Genomic DNA, 18848 nt, shown 5'->3' with positions numbered 1-18848 from the left:
CTTGCCTGAATGGTGGGCGCCATAGAGACTGAACCCATGACTAGGCGCTCCTTTCCCACTGACCCAATCTTCGCTGACCCTTCAGAGCGGTTGGTATGGAATGAATTGCGGCAACGATTGCCAGATGAAGCCGCAGTAATCTGCAATCTCAAGTTGCTTGACCACAGCCACGAATATGAGATGGATTTCATTATCTTGTGGCCTGAAGTTGGCGTCGCCATCCTTGAAGTTAAAGGTGGCAAGGTCCAACCCAATGAGGATTCCACTTTCAAGCAGAGCGATTCCAGAGGCTCGCGCAATATAGATCCCATTGCGCAAGTCATGAGCAATCTTCATGGGCTCGTGCGCTATCTAGAGACTAAGTCCAGTCTTCAACACTTTTCCCCGCGACCTATGTTGGTTTTCCCTTACTCAACTATTGACCGTGAATATAACCGACCCGACATTCCTAGATTCATTGTGACGGATGAAATTGACTTGATTCATATAGCTGATCGAATCAAGTCTGATTTGCAATCGCATAACTATCGACCCACCGCGCAAGACGTCGACATTATGATTCAGCATCTTGGCAGAGCGATCCACTCACAAAAATCGATAATTGAACTGGGGCTAGAGCGGGAGGAAGCGGTACTGCATTTAACGGAATCGCAGTTCTCTATTCTCGACATGTGCCGGACCACGCCTAAGTTTGCGATTCTTGGAGCCGCGGGTTGCGGGAAAACCTACATTGCCATAGAGCAAGCACGGCGTTGTGCGGCAGCGGGGGATCGCGTTCTCTTCCTCTGTTATAACCGGGGTCTTTCGGACTACATCAACAATCAATTCAAGTCGGTGCCGGAAAACGAGCGTCCGACCATAGTGTCAACCCTTCACTCGCTCGCGTACAAATTGAATTTACGATTGGAGACACGGGAGGTTGATGAATTTTGGGATAGCGAAGTACCGCTGCTACTCATCGAGCATTTTGGGGTAGTGCCAGTGGAGGAGAAATTCGACACGGTAATTATTGATGAGGCACAAGATTTTCACCCGAAGTGGTGGGATCTTGTTCTAGCAGTTCTTAAGAACCCTTCGTATGGACACATTTACGCCTTTGGAGATACCCGCCAGGGGATATTCCGACAAGCAACTGATATCCCGCTTGTGGCATGTTCCCTTCGTTTAGATACAAACCTGCGCAACTCACTACCGATTGCACAGTTGGCCTCCCTCTGCCTCGAAGAGCCACTTCATTTGGCAGGGTTAGACGGAGTTCCAGTTCGTTACGTCGAATCTATGAATGAGAACGCCATTGAGATAGCCGATGATGTTGTAAACCAATTGCTGAATGATGGATGGGCTCCGGGGGATATCTGTGTTTTGACTACGGGCTCGCGACATCCCATTCAACGCGAAAAAGTCGAGGCTAATCGTCACACCTACTGGGACGAATTCTTTGAGGGCGATGCAGTGTTTTACGGTCATGTGCTTGGTTTCAAGGGGCTTGAACGTCGTGTCATTGTCTTAGCAATCAACGGCTGGAAGGTCGAGGATCAGAAAAAGGAGATGCTCTACACTGCCATTACTCGTGCCCGTGATCTGCTGATTATCTGTGCCGACAAGGAGACTCTTAAACACGGCGGCGGCAAAGAGTTTGTGAAGAAATTGACCAATCACGCGGAGAAATCTTTAATCTGAACTTGGGCTTTTTCGGAAGGATATGCAAATACCAAAACCCCGAGATGTTCTCTCGAGGTTTTAGTGATGTAACTCTTTGGATAGAACTTGTGCAGGGTAACGACACCGAACGAAGGGTAACACTGGACGACTTCTTGTTTCAAGTTGTCTATTGAGGAATAAGGATCTATTCAACGCTTCTACTAACTTATAAAACAATGAACTCCGGGAAATTAATCACGGAGTTCATTGTTTAGCTCAAGTGATAGACACTTGCACATCCTTAACGAAGGTGGGGAAAGAGTAACATCGTTTTTGCGATTAGAACGAGAACTGATGATAATGCTTTGCGTTCTCATTATTTGGTTACTGAAAGTAATCCACAGGTAACGGCAATTGTAATTTCTGGTTCTTCATATCTGCCTATTTTTCACGGGTGCCTCTGTAGCTCAATGGATAGAGCACATCTATAACGAAGGTGTCGTTGCGGGTTCGAGTCCCGCCAGGGGCACGACTCGCGATGAGGTCTCACCTGAAAACGAGTGAGACCTCATCTTTAACGCCCGTCGAATACTTCGCATGGTTAGGTCGAATGTCGCGGGTGCGGATATGGGAGGTCGCGACTGCGAAGGTCCTCCTCTGTATCACTCCAACAAATACTAAAACCCCGAGAAGTTCTCTCGAGGTTTTAGTGATGTAACTCTTGGGATATATCTTCTGGCGACTCTCACTCAGCTCTGTAATCGTAGCATTGGTTGATTCACTTCTATCTTCATGTGCAAAACATTTCCAGTTACTTTGTGTTACAAATTGTCGAAAAGTTTTTCACAACAGATCTAACGCCAACCAATATGGCTTTATCGCAGAGGTAACTTTCGCGGGTGCCTCTGTAGCTCAATGGATAGAGCGCGGCTCTCACTCAGCCCGAGGTTACAGGTTCGAGTCCCGCCAGAGTCACAGTGGCAACACCTCAAGGGGAAGGGCTCCACTCACAAAATGGGCGGAGTCCTTCTCGAGGGAACATCACTCCTATTTGTTAGGCCATTTCAGATTCGAGAAGTGGCACGATAGAAAAATTGAATGCGATCTCTGATGGTTCAATGTTCTGCTCTTCAAGTGAAAAGATTATGGCTTCAGCAGCGCGCTTGCGAAGGTCTTCCTCAGTATCACTCCAACAAATTAGGTTGACCGCATCGCAATCTTGCACAAACCAACAACCATTGTCATTGGCAATTTCAACTCTTACGGTAATCATTTGAGTAACTCCAATGCTTCTTCAACCGATAATCCAACTTTACGCACTAAATACTCTTTTACAACTCTTGCGGTGACTTCTTTTCCTTCGTGTGGCCAGTATGTTAACTGAGGGTGATTATCTGAGACGAGAACCTTATGTGATCCGTTGACTCTGAGTAACCGATAATTCAACGGTTCATTCATCAGTATCCGCAGAAGTCGCCCGGCTTTCATGCTTGGAAATTGAGACACCCGCGCAGTTTGCCCAGCTCTCAACGATCAGATTGAAGGCAAGAGACTCTCTGTTGGTAAAACTACGAAGTGGATGCGTAGATCGTGGAGTTGGCTGCGAGAGCCTTTCATCATCGCGTCTGGATGGCATGGTAGTTTTTTGCTATGTCCACTGATTCCAGTACAAATAATCCGTCGTTCGCTAAAGACTCTTCGAGCAGTAAACAACTCAGCGATCTTCCAACGCGTGCTCAGTACATCGTTGTTGGGGGAGGTGTCATTGGAACTTCCATCGCCTACCACCTGGCGAAGATGGGCGCGACTGATGTCATTTTGCTGGAACGCAAGCAACTGACATCCGGGACTACATGGCACGCCGCCGGCGAAATCGTGTCGGGTGGAATTGGCGAGACTTTGATCGAGATGGTTCGGCATACCGTCGATCTTTATGGCCGACTTGAGGCGGAAACTGGATTGTCCACCGGGTTCAAGAAGTGCGGCTATTTGCAGATAGCCACCACAAAGCGACGCGACGAGGCCTATCGACGCGAGATGTCATTTCAAAATGCATACGGTTTTGAGAAGCATCTTTTATCGCCGCAGGAAATCGCTGACCTTGTTCCGATGTTGAACACCGACGATATCCGCTCTGGCTTCTTTACTCCGGATCAAGGTCGGGCCAATCCGGTCGATGTCACGATGTCGTTGGCTAAGGGTGCTCGCATGAATGGTGCGCGAATATTCGAAGATACAGAGGTCACTGGATTCAAGATCACCGATGGCACTGTTACTGGTGTGCAAACCTCGCGCGGTGACGTCGAGTGCGAAAAAGTCGTGATCGCGGCGGGACTGTGGGGACGAGAGGTGGCAGCGAAAGCCGGCGTCACGGTGCCGTTGCAAGCTGCAGAGCACTATTACCTTCTGACCGAACCTATCGAGGGCATCACCTCCGACCTTCCCGTCATTGAAGACCCCGAAAGTTACAGTTACTACCGCGAGGAGGGAAATGGGCTACTCGTTGGACTCTTCGAACCGGTGGGTGCGCCGTGGTCACTGGACGGCACTCCCAAGGGCTCGGCATTCACCGTTCTCCCACCAAACTGGGATCGGATGACACCATTTCTTGAAGTTGCAATGCGTCGTGTCCCGGCACTGGAGAACGTGGGGATTCGGTCATTGTTCTGCGGGCCGGAAAGTTTCACTGACGATCTCTATCCCATGCTTGGCGAAGCACCGGAGGTACGGAATTTCTTCCTAGCCTGTGGACTGAATTCATTGGGCATTCTTTTGGGTGGTGGAGTGGGCCAAGTTATGGCGCAGTTACTGGTGGATGGTCAAGCACCGATTGATCTGACGAAAGTTTCTGTTGACCGTACGCACGAGTTCCAGGCCACAAGACAATTTCGTGCCGAACGGACGGTCGAGCGACTTGGCTTCGTACATAACGACGGAGCTTGGCCAAACTCACAAATGCGCGCCGCCCGCAACATTAGACAAAGTCCTTTTCATACCCAGCACGTGATTGATGGCGCACATTTCACGGCATCGGCAGGCTGGGAGAGTCCGCAGTTCTTTTCAGGTACAGGAGAAGTGCCGGAGATTGAGTGGGGATTCGATCGTGGTGTTGCCTTCGAACGTATCGGGATCGAGCACTTGAACTGCCGCGCGAATGTCGGCGCAATTGATCTGACGTCCATGTCCAATTTCCTAGTGCAAGGTCCGCACGCGCAGACCGTTCTCAATCGAGTGTGCGCCAATGACGTCGCAGTTCCGGTCGGTCGCATCGTCTACACCCAGTGGCTTAACGAGTTCGCCGGAATCATCGCTGATGTAACAGTGACGCGTCTGGCTGAGGATGAGTTTCTTGTTATTAGTGGTGAAAACATCCACCGTCGGATACCGGCGTGGATCAAACGTCACACGCGCAGCGATGAGTTCGTCGTTGTGACCGATGTGTCTAGCGGTACAGCAATGCTCTCGGTGCAGGGTCCGCGATCACGCGAACTTCTTGCGCGTCTGAGTCCGAATGACTGGTCGAACGAAGCATTTCCTTTCTTGACGGCTCAGAAAATTGAACTGGGATATACGCCGCTATGGGCGCTGCGCGTGACATACGTAGGAGAGTTGGGGTGGGATCTGATCATTCCTACCGAGTTTGGCGCAAAACTATACGAACAGATTCGCGAGGCTGGGTTGGATTTGGGCTTCATGCCCACCGGGCTCGGCGCACTTACCAGCATGCGTGTGGAGAAGGCTTATCGCGATATGGGCCACGACATCGACACCGATGACACTCCGCTGGAAGCAGGGTTGGGATTTGCGGTGGCATGGGAGAAGCCGGGAGGTTTCGTCGGCAAGGAGGTGTTGAGCAAGCAACGCGACTCTGGAGCATTGCAACGTCGGATGATCACTCTGCTGCTGGATGATCCGGCCTACGATCTGATTGAGGATGAGCCGGTTTTCTGGGATGGCATCTGCGTCGGCTACATCCGAGCCGGTGCCTATGGTTACACCCTGGGCGCCGCCACTGGTCTGGCCATGATCGAGCGGCCGGGCGGTTTCAGCCAATCCGATCTCGATGCCGGCACCTTCGCTGTCGAAATCGCTGGAAAACGAGTTGGTGCGAAGGTTTCACTGCGTCCCTTCTTCGACCCTGGTCGCACCCGACCAACCGCCTAAGAATTAAGGCCCATCTTCCTAATCCCATTTCACTCACAATCAATTGATGGTGTTTTCAGATTCACGAATTGGCACGACAGTAGAGTGGTTCTGTGCCTGAATTGCCAGAGGTTGAAACTGTCCGACGGGGACTTGCACACTTGGTTCGCGGGTACCGTATCAATGAGGTTCAAGAACTTCACCCAAGGGTGCGCAAGGCTTCCTCTCTTTCGCCAATCTCGGCAGTTGCAGGCGCGCGAATTACTGGGGTGAATCGGCGCGGTAAATTTCTCTGGTTTGAACTGGATCGACCAGAAGTGTTGGTCGCCCATCTTGGAATGAGCGGCCAATTTCTCATTCAGCAAAGGGATCGACCAATGGCAAGGCACGTTCGAGCGCTATTCAAGATCTCGAAAGGCTTACAGAGACAGCAACTGGTTTTTAATGATCAGCGAACTTTCGGCTGGCTCTCGGTCGAAGAGCTCGCGGATGGAGTCCCGACATCTGCGACCCACATTGCCAGAGATCCCTTCGACCCCGGATTCGACAAGTCCATGGTGGTAAGAAATTATGCAAAGCGAAATGTAAAAATTAAGACCGCTCTCCTGAGTCAAGAGATCATGAGCGGGGTGGGCAATATCTACGCCGATGAGGCGCTCTGGCGCGCCAAGGTTCATCCCCAAGCGCGCACCAGTGAGATGTCATTAAAGAAAATCGCCTTAGTGATAGATAGCGCAATCGAAGTGATGGAGGAAGCGATTTTGCAGGGCGGCACATCCTTTGATGATCTCTACATCAACGTCAATGGCGAGAGTGGCTACTTTGAGCAATCCCTGGCCGCTTACGGGCAGACGGATAGGCCGTGTGTTCGGTGCGGTACTCCGATCAAGCGGATTATTGTGGGTCAGCGCTCATCACATTTTTGCCCGCATTGTCAGCGCCAGCGGCGCTAGCGGAAATACTATTACCCCGAGATGCTCTCTCGAAGTGGCCTTAGAAGCCAATTCCTGAAAGATTTCGAGAATTTTTCTCCTCGATTTATTAATACCTGTATCCTTAATTCATGAGTGGACGCCTAGATTTTTTGCGCGCTAACAGCGATGCTATTAAAGTTATTGCGGCTCGCCACAAAGCTTTAAAAATCTCGGTTTTTGGTTCTGTTGCACGCCGCGAAGATGGCCCAGAAAGTGATATTGATTTTCTGGTTACGTTTACTCCAGATGCATCATTGACAGATTTAGCAGGGTTACATGATTCGCTAGAAGAATTCTTAAATGCGCCCGTTGATGTCATTTCCAGCGGTGGCCTTAAACCGAGAGATAGCCATATTCGGGAAGAAGCCTTAGCTCTGTGACTCGCTCTGATGATCAGCGCTTAGAGGATCTCCTAGAAACCGCCGCCAAACTCAAAACGTTGGTTGCGAAAGGCAAAGAGAATTTCCTAAATGATTTCGAATGCCAGTGGGCGATCGAGAGGGCGTTACACAATATCGGTGAATATTGCACTCATTTATCGGCGGAATATAAGGCCCAATACCCAGACGTTAAATGGAAAGAAATTGTTGGGATGCGCACCCAACTCGCCCATGCTTACCACCAGATCGATGCGCAAATCGTTTGGAATGCTGCTTCGGTGAGCGTTCCTGCACTGGTTAAAAGCCTTTTGAGCTAGCAATAGATAGCGCAATCGAGGTGTTGGGCCGGCGTCCTTCGCTCTTTTTCCCGTGTTGTGAAGATACTCAAGGAAAATGTCGAACATTCATCAAGGCTAGGAGCATCACCTTGATCTGCCCAATGTTCTGCTCACTCTGAGTAATCGGCAGTTCAATGGCTCATTCATTAATATGTGTTGCATCGACATAGATATCCTGTACAGTTCTTGTTGTAGTCCCCGGTCGCATTAGTGCGACGAAGGGTTCGCGAAGCCGTCTCGAGTTCATCTCGCGGCGGCTTCAACTTTTATGGCGAGGATAGTAGCCAATTCGTCTGAGCCATCTGATGGCCTTCTCTCTGTCAGTTACGAGAAGGCCGCGAGATATTAAAATTTCTATCTGCTGTTCAGGTGTGAGGAACGGTTTGTCATATTTTTGCTTCAAGATAAAACTCTGAAAGGAAAGATGACCCGCCCATACGCTATAACGCGCAGAGGGGCGAGCCGTAGTAAAAGAGAGTCTAGGGGATAGCGAGGACTTTTAGCAGTAACTTTCATTCGAATCCTGTCAGCAGCACGCCCGGTACAGCCTTAAGGGGAAGGACTCCACTCAGCAATTGTGTGAAGAACTTCCCCTTGCAACCTTGTTTTTGGAAACTCGCTAACTCTGACGACGCTTCAGAACTGTCAGCGCGCCGAGACCTGCGACCAACCCGCCGGCAATCATCAGAATCCAAATGAGCGTTGCCAATCCGACGGGCTTGAGCGTGTTGTAGTTAGCCAGGTTCTCGTCGAAGACCTTCACGAGTCCGTTGAAACGCTCCATCGACGCAGGCATCGCTTGAAGGGCTTGGGCGGTTGCCGGGAAGTTGGTGCCGAGGAAAGTCTGCAACTGTTCCGGCGTCATCTTGAGTTGCGTGGCCAGGGCAGGGAGCATCGCGGTCTGCATCTCATTGCCCATGGCCCCGACCGTCGCGAGTGCCCCAGTTGCGTTAGTTACCAGCTCTTGAGTGTAGACAGGCTTGAGGTTTGCGTTCAGCTGGTCAGCATCGGCCGCTTTTGCTGGCAGCGACAAGGCGACCGGCATAAGCAAGAGCAGAAGCCCCACCACGATCGTTGATGCTCCACCGGCTTTCGGTGAGCGCAGGATCAGCAGTCCGAGAAGGAAAACTAGAAAACCCGCACCAAACATCGCCCAGGGGACGGTCGTGGCCGGCAGGCTTTTGGTGGGAATAGCGTCGGCCGATGCGAAGAGCGGACGTTGCTGATCCAAGGTGTCAATCAAGCCGTTGAAAGTCGGAACCACACTGGGCAGGGCACTCATGCCCGCTGCCACGGCCGAAAAATTCTCGGAAACGAACTCATTGAACTGCGTCGGTGTCATCTGCAATTGCTGGCTCAGAGCAGGGGCGAGTTTGTCGGTGAACTCGCTCTGCACTGCTGACAGGCCGGAGATGTCGGCACGCGCGGTGTCGATCGAGCTCTGGGTCAACGTTGGGCGAAAGTCGACGATCAAGCTCTCGAATGCCGGTCCGACTGCGAATAGATTGTTCATGAGAGTGACCGTGATTAAACCGGCGCCCATCAGCATTACCAATAGCGCAATTGTTTTACTCAAAGGGCCAGACCTGGATAGAGGAATGGCCGATGATGTTCTTGATTTGGAGGTTGTGCTCGTCATACCTGGTTCTCATCTCGCTCGTAGATCATGAATGGTGCTACACCGGTTCATGTCCAGGGCGGTGGATTATTAGATGGACCGCAAGCATGGGACTTATGCTCCGATGAATCTAAACCTACAACTGTGTCGCGGGAGAGAGTAGAAGGGGTTATTGTCAGTTTGATCACGTGCGATGATTTACCTAAGTGAGCGGACTCACATTGTTATCGCAAGTAATTAACACCGCTCATCCTCTCCACAGTTTTCCCGGCTAACCAATTGAATGTCTGTACTCTCCTAAAACCTATCTCCATGTCGAATGCGTGGAAATTGGGAAAGAGGAGAGTATGGCGAAGAAACTAGAAATTGAAGAAGTCGAAGATCATTCATTCAATAATGTTCTGTTGCGGGGAAGAGTCTCGGGGGAGCCGTCCGAACGCGAACTTCCCAGTGGTGATCACGTCGTCGAATTTCGGATCGTTGTAAGACGCGACACGAGAGAGGGTGTAGATACCTTAGATGTAGCGGCCTGGAGTGCTAAAACTCGTCGAAAGAGCCTGACCCTCAAAACTGACGAATGGGTTGAGATATCGGGTTCGGTTAGGCGCCGATTCTGGAAGGCTCCAACCGGCCTTGCCAGTCGATGGCAGATTGAGGCAAGCGAGATCTCTAGAATTTAGGTACGGTAATGCTCTAAGTATGGGAGGCAATGTGTCAAAAGATGTATTTAGCACGCTCCGGGTCTATCTATCCAAGATTACCGAGGGGGAGCACACTCCCGCAGAGGTCGTTGCTTCCATGAATGCTTGGCTGCGTGAAAGTGGCGAAGCCATAAAACTCAAAGTCGAAGAAGAGGTCGAGCAAGCGGTTGCGAAGATGGGTTTTGTGAAGCAGGAGGAGTTCGACAAACTCAAGAAGGATCTGGATGCTCTGCGCGCTTCGCTTGTTACCTCAAAGAGTTCTGCCCCCAAGAAGGCGGCTGTGAAAAAGAGCGCGGTGAAGAAAGTGGTCAAGAAGTCTGCTCCCCGCAAGGCAACCTCTGCCAAGAAGAGTGCGGCAGGAAGCAAGAAATGAGCGACGGCACGAATACTCCGAATCTCTTGGACGAGATCAAGGTCGAATTAGAACAAATCGATTCCTTGCCCACATCTGAGCATGCCCAGAGACTTGAGGGAGTGCATCGAAAATTGGAGTCAGCTCTTTCCACAATTGAAGGTTTGTAAAAAACGAGATGAAAACCCGTCTCGACGCGGAATTGGTTAGGCGCGGGCTGGCACGTTCGCGGGAACAAGCAGCAGATCTCATAGAGTCGCGATCCGTTCTGGTTCGGGGTATTCCTGCCACAAAGCCAGCTACTCAGGTCGATGCCGAGACGTCGATCGTCCTCCAAGGAAAGCGGGATGACTTCGTCTCTCGCGGGGGCCATAAATTGGCGGGAGCACTCGATGTTTTCACTGAGATTGTTGTAGCGGGCCGTCGTTGCCTAGATGCCGGGGCGTCAACCGGTGGTTTTACTGATGTCCTGCTCCGGCGCGGTGCAGCAGAAGTAGTTGCAGTTGATGTCGGATATGGTCAGTTGGCGTGGGAGTTGCGGCAAGATCCACGAGTAACTGTTCTGGACCGGACAAATATTCGACACCTCACGGGTGAGATGGTCGGAGATCCGATTGATCTGGTCGTTGCAGATCTTTCCTTTATTTCATTGACACTTGTTCTTCCGGCCCTTGCAGCAGTCTCGAAACCTGAAGCTGACTATGTCGTCATGGTGAAGCCGCAATTTGAAGTCGGACGGGAGAAGTTGGGGGCCGGAGGGGTTGTCCGCGACCCTGCGCTCCGACGAGCGGCAGTATTGGATGTCGCGCAGTCGGCATATGACGTTGGACTTGGGACACTCGGGATCGCCGCAAGCCCGCTTCCAGGCCCTGCCGGCAATGTTGAATATTTCCTCTGGTTGCGTCGAGGTGCGGGCGAAATAGATGAATCGGCCCTTGATAAGGCGATCGCAGAGGGGCCGCAGTGACTCCAAAACGTTCGATACTTTTCATCGTCAACCAAAATCGTGAAGATGCCCGCCAAGCTGCGGAGGAACTTGGAGCGATTTTTAGGCAGGCCGGTTTTCGGTTGTACTCCAACAACGAAACTGAAATTGAATCGATGGCTCCCCTTAGTGCTGAAGTACTTTCTGATATCGAGATTGCGATCGTCCTTGGCGGTGACGGGACGATGCTCCGCGGAGCTGAAGCGGTCCGCGGTACTGAAATTCCATTGCTCGGCGTGAATTTGGGCCGGGTTGGCTTCCTCGCAGAAGTTGAGAAGCCGAAGATGTCCGAGATTGCCGATGCCGTTATTTCTCAGAGTTACATCACAGATCAGCGCCTAGTTCTAGCTTATTCAGTGGAGAGGTACGGCAAGGTCGTAGACCAAGGGTGGGCACTAAATGAAGTGACTATCGAACGGAGCGAGACCACGATGGTCGAGCTCTTTGTCCAGATCGATCAGCGCCCGCTATCTCGATGGAGTTGTGATGGCTTGATCTGTTCGACCCCCACAGGTTCGACCGCTTATGCATTCTCCGCCGGTGGACCTATAGTTTGGCCGGAAGTGCAAGCGCTGGTCGTCTTGCCAATTTCGGCTCACGCTCTTTTTTCTAAACCGCTTGTGGTTTCGCCAGAATCAAAAATTGTCATTGATGTTGAGTCAAGTACGGCGCTACTTTCATCTGACTCCCGTCGAAAATTCTTTCTTAAGCGGGGGGATAGGGTCACTATGACAAAAGATTCTGACACTGTCCGTCTTGCGCACGTGAAAGAAATTATTTTCACTGACAGATTGGTGGCTAAATTCAAACTCCCCATCGAAGGCTGGCGTGGTGAGTGATCGCACCATGCTGGAAGAAATTTCTATTCGTGGCTTAGGGGTTATTGAAGAGGCAAAACTAGAACTCGGTCCGGGATTCACGGTTCTTACCGGTGAGACTGGTGCGGGTAAGACGATGGTGCTCACTGCGCTCTCGCTCGTTCTTGGAGGCAAAGCAGACGCGTCCCTTGTTAGGAGGGGCAGAGAGCGGCTGAGCGTTAGCGCAACTTTCCAGATCTCAACCGACGTGGAAGAGTTTGCATCTGAAGTTGGAGCTGCCGTGGAGGATGGATCCTTGATCCTTACCCGGACACTGAGTGCCGATGGGAAGAGCAAGGCAATAGCCGGAGGAGTCTCCGTTCCGGCTGGCACGCTCAATGAATTGGGCGAACGGTTGATCGAAGTCCATGGTCAGTCAGCAAGCATGAGCATTACTAAAGTCGCCAAGCAGCGAGAGATCCTTGATCGTTTTGCTGGATCATCCCTTGCCGACGCCTTGGCTAAGTACCAGGAGTCATTTGAAGCGTACAACCAATTGAAAGGCAAGATTGCCGCGCTGCGAACAAATGCTGCTGGACGCGAGAAGGAGATTAATGCGCTTCGAGAATTTGCCGAAGCGTTCTCAAAGGTGAAGCCTCTGGCGGGAGAGATGGCAGATCTAATTCAGGAAATATCTCGACTTTCCTCCGTCGAATCGCTTCGAACAGGTGTGGAGGACTCTGCGCGATTGCTTTTTGATGATGAGTCGAATGTGATTGATTCTCTTGCGCAAGCAAAGCGGAACCTGGAATCTGTCGCCGAGAAAGATCCAAAAATCGCGGAGATCTTGAACGCGGTTTCGGAGAGTTATTTCCTGCTTTCCGATGCGGCACAAATTACTCACACGTATCTGCAGGACTTGGAGGCCGATCCGATCCGATTGGAGGCCGCGCAAGCTCGACGCGCCGAGATTAACGCTCTCGTGAAAAGGTACGCGACGGGTGGCGAACCTGATGATCAAATCCGTGAATTGATTACTCGCAACGAAGAAGTGGCAGAGGCGATTGGGGACTTGTCGGGAGGCGAAGAGAGAATTTCATCGATGGAAGCAGAACTGCGCGAGCTTTTCACCATCCTTGTTAAGAACGCAGGGCGACTTTCCAGAATCAGATCGAGCAGTGCCGAAGAGATGTCATCTGCTGTCACCAAGGAGATACATCTACTCTCCATGCCGCACACACAATTCTTCTGCACCGTCGTTTCGCCCGAGTACCAGAAATTATCCACGCCGGACGGGTTTACGATGACAGGGGCGGACGAGGTCGCCATGACAATTCAGGGACACTTAGACGGCCTGAAAGTGCAAGTTGCCAAAGGGGCAAGTGGTGGCGAACTTTCGCGAATCATGTTGGCCCTGGAAGTGGTGCTAGCCGGGTCGCAACCAGTTGGAACCTACGTCTTTGATGAAGTCGATGCGGGTGTTGGAGGCAAAGCGGCCATCGAAGTTGGCAGGCGCCTTTTCGAACTTTCCCGCCAGGCGCAGGTAATAGTTGTCACACACCTGCCGCAGGTCGCCGCATGGGCAGACTCACATTTCGTTGTACAAAAAAATAGCGACGGCGTTGTGAGCCAGAGCGATGTCATCCTGGTAAGCGGGGAATCTCGCATTGAAGAGATCGCACGGATGCTCGCCGGCCACGAAGACTCCAAGAGTGCACGTCAACATGCCGCGGAACTTCTTGCAATGCGCCATTAACGCGCGTGTCTTTTCGGGGATAAGGGGTTTGTACTGGGATGGTGATAGGTTGGTCTTCCATGGGCCAACCTCATGTGACTAAGCATTTATTCGTAACCGGGGGCGTGGCTTCCAGCCTCGGGAAAGGCCTCACCGCATCCAGTTTGGGGCGACTACTCCGTTCGCGTGGCGTCCGAGTGACGATGCAGAAACTTGATCCGTACCTCAATGTGGATCCCGGAACCATGAATCCCTTTCAGCATGGCGAAGTTTTTGTGACCGATGATGGCGCAGAGACGGATCTGGATGTCGGACATTACGAGCGGTTCCTTGATACCAATCTCCATGGCTCTGCAAATGTCACGACAGGGCAAGTTTATTCGCGTGTGATCGCTCGCGAACGAAGAGGGGAGTACCTTGGCGAAACCGTCCAGGTCATTCCGCACATCACCAACGAAATCAAAGAGCGAATCCGGGCGATGGCCGCACCCGACATCGATCTGGTAATTACTGAAATTGGCGGCACCGTTGGCGATATCGAGTCTCAGCCTTTTCTTGAAGCAGCCCGCCAGATTCGTCAAGAAGTTGGCCGCGAGAATGTTTTCTATTTGCATGTGTCACTTGTGCCCTACATCGGCCCATCAGGAGAATTGAAGACTAAACCGACCCAACATAGCGTGGCGGCGCTGCGAAGTATCGGCATTACACCCGATGCAATTGTTATCCGATCAGACCGCGAGATCCCAATTACGGTCAAGAAAAAAATCTCCTTAATGTGCGACGTAGACCTTGAAGCAGTTGTGGCCGCGGTTGACGCACCCTCCATTTATGACATTCCAAAAGTCCTCCACTCTGAAGGACTGGATGCATATGTTGTACGAAGAATGGGGTTTCCCTTTAAGGATGTCGACTGGCGCGAGTGGGATGCATTGCTGGCGAAGGTTCATCACCCGGCTCACCACGTGCGGGTTGCACTAGTTGGAAAGTACATCGATCTACCAGATGCTTATCTCTCCGTGACTGAAGCATTGCGCGCCGGCGGATTTGCTAACAACGCCAAAGTTGATATCAAATGGGTCGCCAGTGATGAGTGCGAGACTTGGGAAGGCGCGACAGCACACCTCTCTGACGTGGATGCAATCTGCGTACCTGGGGGATTTGGTGTGCGCGGAATTGAGGGCAAAGTTGGCGCCTTGCATTTTGCACGAGAGAAAAAAATTCCAACGTTGGGCCTCTGTCTTGGACTGCAATGCATGGTGATTGAAGCCGCCAGAAATCTGGCGGGCATTGCGGATGCAAATTCGGCCGAGTTCGCTCCCGACACAGATTCTCCAGTGATCTCAACCATGGCAGACCAGCACGCCGCCGTGTCGGGCGAAGGGGATATGGGAGGCACGATGCGCCTTGGTCTATACCGTTCGATCCTGCAACCTGGTTCAGTGGTCGCGCAGACGTATGGAGCCACGGAGATTTCGGAGCGACATCGCCATCGCTATGAAGTGAACAATGCCTACCGGGATCAATTGGTAGCTTCCGGACTCGTGTTCTCCGGAATGTACCCGGAACGTGACTTGGTCGAATTTGTTGAATTGCCCAAGGAGGTTCACCCGTACTACATAGGGACCCAAGCGCATCCGGAATTCAAATCGCGTCCGACTCGTCCGCACCCCCTCTTTTCGGGCCTGATTTCCGCCGCAATCGAAGTAAAAAACGTCATAGTTGCGGAGTAGTCGGGTGCATCGATAAGCCAGGGTAGGCTGGTGAGATAGAGAAATTTCACCTATAGGAGTCGAAGATGATTGTTGGAGTTCCAAAAGAGATCAAGAGCCAAGAGTCCCGAGTAGCTATCACCCCGGAAGGTGTCAGCGAATTTGTACGCGCTGGACACACGGTGATCGTGGAGAGTGGGGCTGGACTTGGGTCAGCCATTACAGACGAGGATTTCATTTCAACCGGCGCGAACATTCGCCATAGTGCGCAGGAGATTTGGGCGCAGGCCGATCTCATCTTGAAAGTGAAGGAACCTATCGCCGCTGAGTACCCGCTTATGCGCAAGGGCCAAACTCTCTTTACCTACCTCCATCTGGCTGCATCGAAATCGTGTACTGATGCTCTTATCGCTAGCGGTACGACGGCTATCGCCTATGAGACCGTAGAAGTAAATGGCCAATTGCCACTCCTTGCCCCAATGAGTGAGGTAGCTGGACGAATGGCAACCCAGGTAGGTGCCTTTGCTCTGCAAAAACCAAATGGTGGCAGAGGTGTATTGCTCGGCGGGGTTCCCGGAGTTGCGCCAGGCAAAGTTGTTGTCATCGGCGGAGGTGTGGCTGGCTTGAATGCAGCGGTTATGGCTATGGGAATGGGCGCTGACGTGACGGTGATTGATAGAAGTATTTCTCGGTTGCAGTACATCGACAGCGTCTACCTTGGCCGTATCAAGACTTTAGCGGCCTCGCATCACGCAATTGACCGAGAAATTTCTCAAGCGGACCTTGTCGTTGGCGCTGTACTCGTTCATGGAGCTAGAGCTCCGAAACTCGTGAGCAATGCACAGGTAAAGAAGATGAAGGCAGGTTCCGTCCTGGTGGACATCGCCATCGACCAGGGTGGATGCTTCGAAGACTCGCACGCAACAACTCACGTAGATCCTACGTTCCTCGTGCACGGAAGCATTTTTTACTGTGTCGCAAATATGCCGGGTGCAGTTCCTGTTGCTTCGACCTATGCACTTACCAATGCAACACTTCCTTTCGCACTTGCGATCGCCAACAAAGGTTGGATGGATGCAGTCAATAGTGATCGAAATCTGGCACTTGGGTTAAATGTCCATGAGGGAAAGGTTTATTACGAAGCCGTCGCAACCGCGCATGGCTACGAATTTGTGCAGCTAGCCTCCTAAGCGAGTGGATGAGAGATTATGGATTTCGAAAAGGAATCGCGTAATTTCTTAGATCATATTCGCGTCGAGCGCGGGTTGGCTGAAAATTCGATTGCTGCATACAAGCGAGATTTGCATCGGCTTGCAATTTTTTTGCAAGCCGACGGACTCGATTTGGATGAAGTTGATGCGAAGACTCTTCAATCTTTCCAAACTTGGTTAAAGACTGAAAAATTGAGTCAGTCCAGTATTAGTCGAATCCTTTCTACTATGCGGACTTTCTTTCGCTACTTGTCGCGAGAGAAGGGCACAATCGATCCGACAACCGAGCTTGAAAAATCAAAGCAAGTGCGCAGGCTGCCCAAGGCGCTCACAGTGGCGGAGATCGTCTCGATGATCGAGGCGGCATACCATGAGGGTAATCCGATTAGCATTCGTGATCGGGCTCTTCTCGAACTTCTCTACGGCAGCGGCGCGCGCATCAGTGAAATTGTGAATCTCGATTTAACTGATGTGCACCAATTCACAAATGATGGCGTTCAGATTGAAACCCTCAAATTACTTGGAAAGGGCGGAAAAGAGCGGATTGTTCCGTTGGGAAGTTTTGCCAGCGCGGCCCTGCAGGAATATCTCACTCGCACGCGCCCAATGTTGGTTGTGAATTCCGCGAAGCGGACCAACGCTCTCTTCCTCAATCAGAGCGGTACTCGATTAAGCAGGCAATCCGCATGGCAATTTGTGCTCAATGCAGCAAAAGCGGCGGGTGTCGCGGGGAAAGTATCTCCGCATGTCTTTCGCCACTCTTATGCGACCCATCTTCTAGATGGGGGCGCAGACATACGCGTTGTGCAAGAACTTCTAGGACATGCCTCCGTCACGACAACCCAGATTTACACCTTGATCACAATCGATAAAGTTCGTGAAACTTATAGTTTGGCACACCCCAGAGCGAGGTAGTTTTATAAGCCTCGAAGCCGTCTGGCCAAGATACTTTGTTCACCTTTTGCCTCAAGGTCGGCGATGATGACGGCGATCGACTCGCGAACAATCCGACCACGGTCGGCGGCTAATCCCAGATCGCCACGAAGTAGAAGTCGGGCTTGGTCCAAGTCGAAGAGTTCCTCGGGGGAGAGGTAGACAGTAATTTTCTCCGCATGCGATTCGCGACCACTAGGTGAGTGATCTACGGCAGATACACGACGACGCGGGGTGGTGCGCACGCCCTTTGTGGTCGGACGCACGACAGGCGCAGTTGCATTCTGAACTGGAGCTACCGGTGAGGCAATACTCGAGTCGGATGAAGTATTACGTACGGCCGTTAGTGCGGGAGTGGTAGAACGGAACAACTCATCAGCACCAGGCAAGCTAGCTCTACGACTCATTTGACTCCTCCGATTGCGATCAATTCGCGTGCCAGTCTTCTATACGACGCAGCGCCACCCGAACTATTGGCGTAGGTGGTGATTGGTTCGCCAGCAACTGTCGTTTCAGGAAAGCGTACAGTCTGTGCAATAACTGTCTCAAAAACACTCTCTGGAAAAGCCTCAAGAATTCGTGCTAGGACTTCACGACTGTGTAGCGTTTTCTTATCGTACATCGTTGCGAGAATGCCAATTAATTTGAGCGAGGGGTTGAGATTGATCCGCACTTTTTCGAGGTTCTCTTGAAGTTGAGCGAAGCCACGCAATGCAAAGAACTCGCACTGCAAAGGCACAATCACACCATCGGCCGCGGTTAGCGCGTTGAGGGTGAGAAGCCCGAGGGTCGGTTGGCAATCAATGAGAATAACGTCGTAGTACTCGCGGACGGTGGACAGGGTCTTTTTGAGGAAATTCTCGCGGCCCATCTCGTTGACGAGGGTGACCTCTGCAGTTGCGAGTTCCTTATTGGCAGGCAGCAGATCCATCCCGGGAATCGAAGTCTTTAAAATGATCTTCTCGATATCTGAACGGGGATCCATCAGCACCTGGTAGACCGTCTCCTGCAATTTGAGCTCGTGTGCGTTGACTCCCAACCCCACAGAGAGAGCTCCTTGCGGATCGAAGTCGACCAGAAGTACCCGCCGACCCAATTCAGCCAAACTCGCCCCTAGGTTGATGGTGGTGGTCGTCTTTCCGACGCCACCTTTCTGGTTGACGATGGGAATGATTTTGGCAGGTCCATGTTTGGCCAACGGTTTGGGAACCGGCCAATTTTTGGGTTTCTTCTGGAGCAGGGTAGATGTGGTGGCCACATCATCATCAAATGTCGATTTAACGCTCAATCGAGAAACCTCTCTGCCGTCTTTAGGGGCGACTCTACGCATA

Annotated in this window: 19 protein-coding genes and 1 tRNA gene; 15 read left to right on the top strand and 5 right to left on the bottom strand. The window is 51.7% G+C overall.

The window, feature by feature from the left end:
• Positions 1 to 36: 36 nt before the first annotated feature.
• Positions 37 to 1680, top strand: coding sequence for an NERD domain-containing protein/DEAD/DEAH box helicase (locus tag VMW30_05715; protein HUW87855.1), 1644 nt, complete (start codon positions 37 to 39; stop codon positions 1678 to 1680).
• Positions 1681 to 2097: 417 nt separating this feature from the next.
• Positions 2098 to 2170 (top strand) — tRNA-Val (locus VMW30_05710).
• A gap of 525 nt (positions 2171 to 2695) precedes the next feature.
• Here the strand turns inward: VMW30_05710 and VMW30_05705 are convergent.
• Together VMW30_05705 and VMW30_05700 are read right to left on the bottom strand one after the other, a co-directional pair.
• On the bottom strand, positions 2696 to 2914 hold the full coding sequence (locus tag VMW30_05705; protein HUW87854.1) for a hypothetical protein: 219 nt from the start codon (positions 2912 to 2914) through the stop codon (positions 2696 to 2698).
• Positions 2911 to 3147, bottom strand: a complete 237-nt coding sequence (locus tag VMW30_05700; protein ID HUW87853.1) for a hypothetical protein — start codon at positions 3145 to 3147, stop codon at positions 2911 to 2913. Before VMW30_05700 ends, VMW30_05705 begins: the two co-directional genes overlap by 4 nt.
• A gap of 144 nt (positions 3148 to 3291) precedes the next feature.
• Here VMW30_05700 and VMW30_05695 point away from each other — a divergent pair, with 144 nt between their 5' ends.
• From VMW30_05695 to VMW30_05680, 4 genes are all read left to right on the top strand, one after another.
• On the top strand, positions 3292 to 5805 hold the full coding sequence (locus VMW30_05695) for an FAD-dependent oxidoreductase (GenBank protein ID HUW87852.1): 2514 nt from the start codon (positions 3292 to 3294) through the stop codon (positions 5803 to 5805).
• Positions 5806 to 5897: 92 nt separating this feature from the next.
• Positions 5898 to 6737, top strand: a complete 840-nt coding sequence (mutM, locus tag VMW30_05690; protein ID HUW87851.1) for a bifunctional DNA-formamidopyrimidine glycosylase/DNA-(apurinic or apyrimidinic site) lyase — start codon at positions 5898 to 5900, stop codon at positions 6735 to 6737.
• A 110-nt stretch (positions 6738 to 6847) separates the two neighbouring features.
• Positions 6848 to 7138 (top strand): nucleotidyltransferase domain-containing protein, encoded by a 291-nt coding sequence (locus VMW30_05685; protein ID HUW87850.1) that lies wholly within the window; start codon positions 6848 to 6850, stop codon positions 7136 to 7138.
• Complete coding sequence (locus VMW30_05680) at positions 7135 to 7455, top strand: HepT-like ribonuclease domain-containing protein (GenBank protein HUW87849.1); 321 nt, start codon at positions 7135 to 7137, stop codon at positions 7453 to 7455. Before VMW30_05685 ends, VMW30_05680 begins: the two co-directional genes overlap by 4 nt.
• A gap of 640 nt (positions 7456 to 8095) precedes the next feature.
• Here the strand turns inward: VMW30_05680 and VMW30_05675 are convergent.
• The gene (locus VMW30_05675) at positions 8096 to 9115 is read right to left on the bottom strand and encodes a hypothetical protein (GenBank protein ID HUW87848.1); all 1020 of its coding nucleotides are present in this window, start codon (positions 9113 to 9115) and stop codon (positions 8096 to 8098) included.
• Between the two features lie 326 nt (positions 9116 to 9441).
• Between VMW30_05675 and VMW30_05670 the strand changes: the two genes are divergently transcribed.
• From VMW30_05670 to VMW30_05630, 9 genes are all read left to right on the top strand, one after another.
• Complete coding sequence (locus VMW30_05670; protein HUW87847.1) at positions 9442 to 9774, top strand: single-stranded DNA-binding protein; 333 nt, start codon at positions 9442 to 9444, stop codon at positions 9772 to 9774.
• Positions 9775 to 9805: 31 nt separating this feature from the next.
• Positions 9806 to 10168 (top strand): hypothetical protein, encoded by a 363-nt coding sequence (locus VMW30_05665; protein HUW87846.1) that lies wholly within the window; start codon positions 9806 to 9808, stop codon positions 10166 to 10168.
• A complete protein-coding gene (locus VMW30_05660; protein ID HUW87845.1) occupies positions 10165 to 10317 on the top strand; it encodes a hypothetical protein in 153 nt (50 codons plus the stop codon). Before VMW30_05665 ends, VMW30_05660 begins: the two co-directional genes overlap by 4 nt.
• 8 nt (positions 10318 to 10325) lie before the next feature.
• Positions 10326 to 11114, top strand: a complete 789-nt coding sequence (locus VMW30_05655; protein ID HUW87844.1) for a TlyA family RNA methyltransferase — start codon at positions 10326 to 10328, stop codon at positions 11112 to 11114.
• Entirely contained in the window at positions 11111 to 11971 is an 861-nt protein-coding gene (locus tag VMW30_05650) for an NAD kinase (GenBank protein HUW87843.1), read from the top strand. The genes VMW30_05655 and VMW30_05650 overlap by 4 nt, the downstream gene beginning before the upstream one ends.
• On the top strand, positions 11964 to 13685 hold the full coding sequence (recN, locus tag VMW30_05645; protein HUW87842.1) for a DNA repair protein RecN: 1722 nt from the start codon (positions 11964 to 11966) through the stop codon (positions 13683 to 13685). Before VMW30_05650 ends, recN begins: the two co-directional genes overlap by 8 nt.
• A 59-nt stretch (positions 13686 to 13744) precedes the next feature.
• Positions 13745 to 15394 carry a CTP synthase gene (locus VMW30_05640; GenBank protein ID HUW87841.1) on the top strand — a complete coding sequence of 550 codons (1650 nt, stop codon included), beginning with the start codon at positions 13745 to 13747 and terminating at the stop codon, positions 15392 to 15394.
• 65 nt (positions 15395 to 15459) lie between these two features.
• Complete coding sequence (gene ald / locus VMW30_05635) at positions 15460 to 16563, top strand: alanine dehydrogenase (protein ID HUW87840.1); 1104 nt, start codon at positions 15460 to 15462, stop codon at positions 16561 to 16563.
• Between the two features lie 18 nt (positions 16564 to 16581).
• A complete protein-coding gene (locus VMW30_05630; protein HUW87839.1) occupies positions 16582 to 17499 on the top strand; it encodes a site-specific tyrosine recombinase XerD in 918 nt (305 codons plus the stop codon).
• Between the two features lie 2 nt (positions 17500 to 17501).
• Here VMW30_05630 and VMW30_05625 read toward each other — a convergent pair whose 3' ends face one another.
• Positions 17502 to 17924, bottom strand: coding sequence for a hypothetical protein (locus VMW30_05625; GenBank protein ID HUW87838.1), 423 nt, complete (start codon positions 17922 to 17924; stop codon positions 17502 to 17504).
• Entirely contained in the window at positions 17921 to 18805 is an 885-nt protein-coding gene (locus tag VMW30_05620; protein HUW87837.1) for an AAA family ATPase, read from the bottom strand. The genes VMW30_05625 and VMW30_05620 overlap by 4 nt, the downstream gene beginning before the upstream one ends.
• Between the last annotated feature and the right edge of the window lie 43 nt (positions 18806 to 18848).

Source organism: Candidatus Paceibacterota bacterium (genome assembly GCA_035530615.1).
In the GTDB taxonomy this organism is placed as follows: domain Bacteria; phylum Actinomycetota; class Actinomycetes; order Nanopelagicales; family Nanopelagicaceae; genus QYPT01.
Note: the sequence above shows the minus strand (reverse complement) of the source record. Positions and strands in the feature narration are given on the sequence as shown.

Bases quoted from the DNA above. Each gene is read 5' to 3' on its own strand.
- VMW30_05705 (HUW87854.1), bottom strand. From the start codon at position 2,914: ATGATTACCGTAAGAGTTGAAATTGCCAATGACAATGGTTGTTGGTTT.
- VMW30_05670 (HUW87847.1), top strand. From the start codon at position 9,442: ATGGCGAAGAAACTAGAAATTGAAGAAGTCGAAGATCATTCATTCAAT.
- VMW30_05640 (HUW87841.1), top strand. From the start codon at position 13,745: ATGGGCCAACCTCATGTGACTAAGCATTTATTCGTAACCGGGGGCGTG.
- VMW30_05625 (HUW87838.1), bottom strand. From the start codon at position 17,924: ATGAGTCGTAGAGCTAGCTTGCCTGGTGCTGATGAGTTGTTCCGTTCT.
- VMW30_05655 (HUW87844.1), top strand. From the start codon at position 10,326: ATGAAAACCCGTCTCGACGCGGAATTGGTTAGGCGCGGGCTGGCACGT.
- VMW30_05660 (HUW87845.1), top strand. From the start codon at position 10,165: ATGAGCGACGGCACGAATACTCCGAATCTCTTGGACGAGATCAAGGTC.
- VMW30_05715 (HUW87855.1), top strand. From the start codon at position 37: ATGACTAGGCGCTCCTTTCCCACTGACCCAATCTTCGCTGACCCTTCA.
- ald (HUW87840.1), top strand. From the start codon at position 15,460: ATGATTGTTGGAGTTCCAAAAGAGATCAAGAGCCAAGAGTCCCGAGTA.
- VMW30_05685 (HUW87850.1), top strand. From the start codon at position 6,848: ATGAGTGGACGCCTAGATTTTTTGCGCGCTAACAGCGATGCTATTAAA.
- VMW30_05675 (HUW87848.1), bottom strand. From the start codon at position 9,115: ATGACGAGCACAACCTCCAAATCAAGAACATCATCGGCCATTCCTCTA.
- VMW30_05630 (HUW87839.1), top strand. From the start codon at position 16,582: ATGGATTTCGAAAAGGAATCGCGTAATTTCTTAGATCATATTCGCGTC.
- VMW30_05695 (HUW87852.1), top strand. From the start codon at position 3,292: ATGTCCACTGATTCCAGTACAAATAATCCGTCGTTCGCTAAAGACTCT.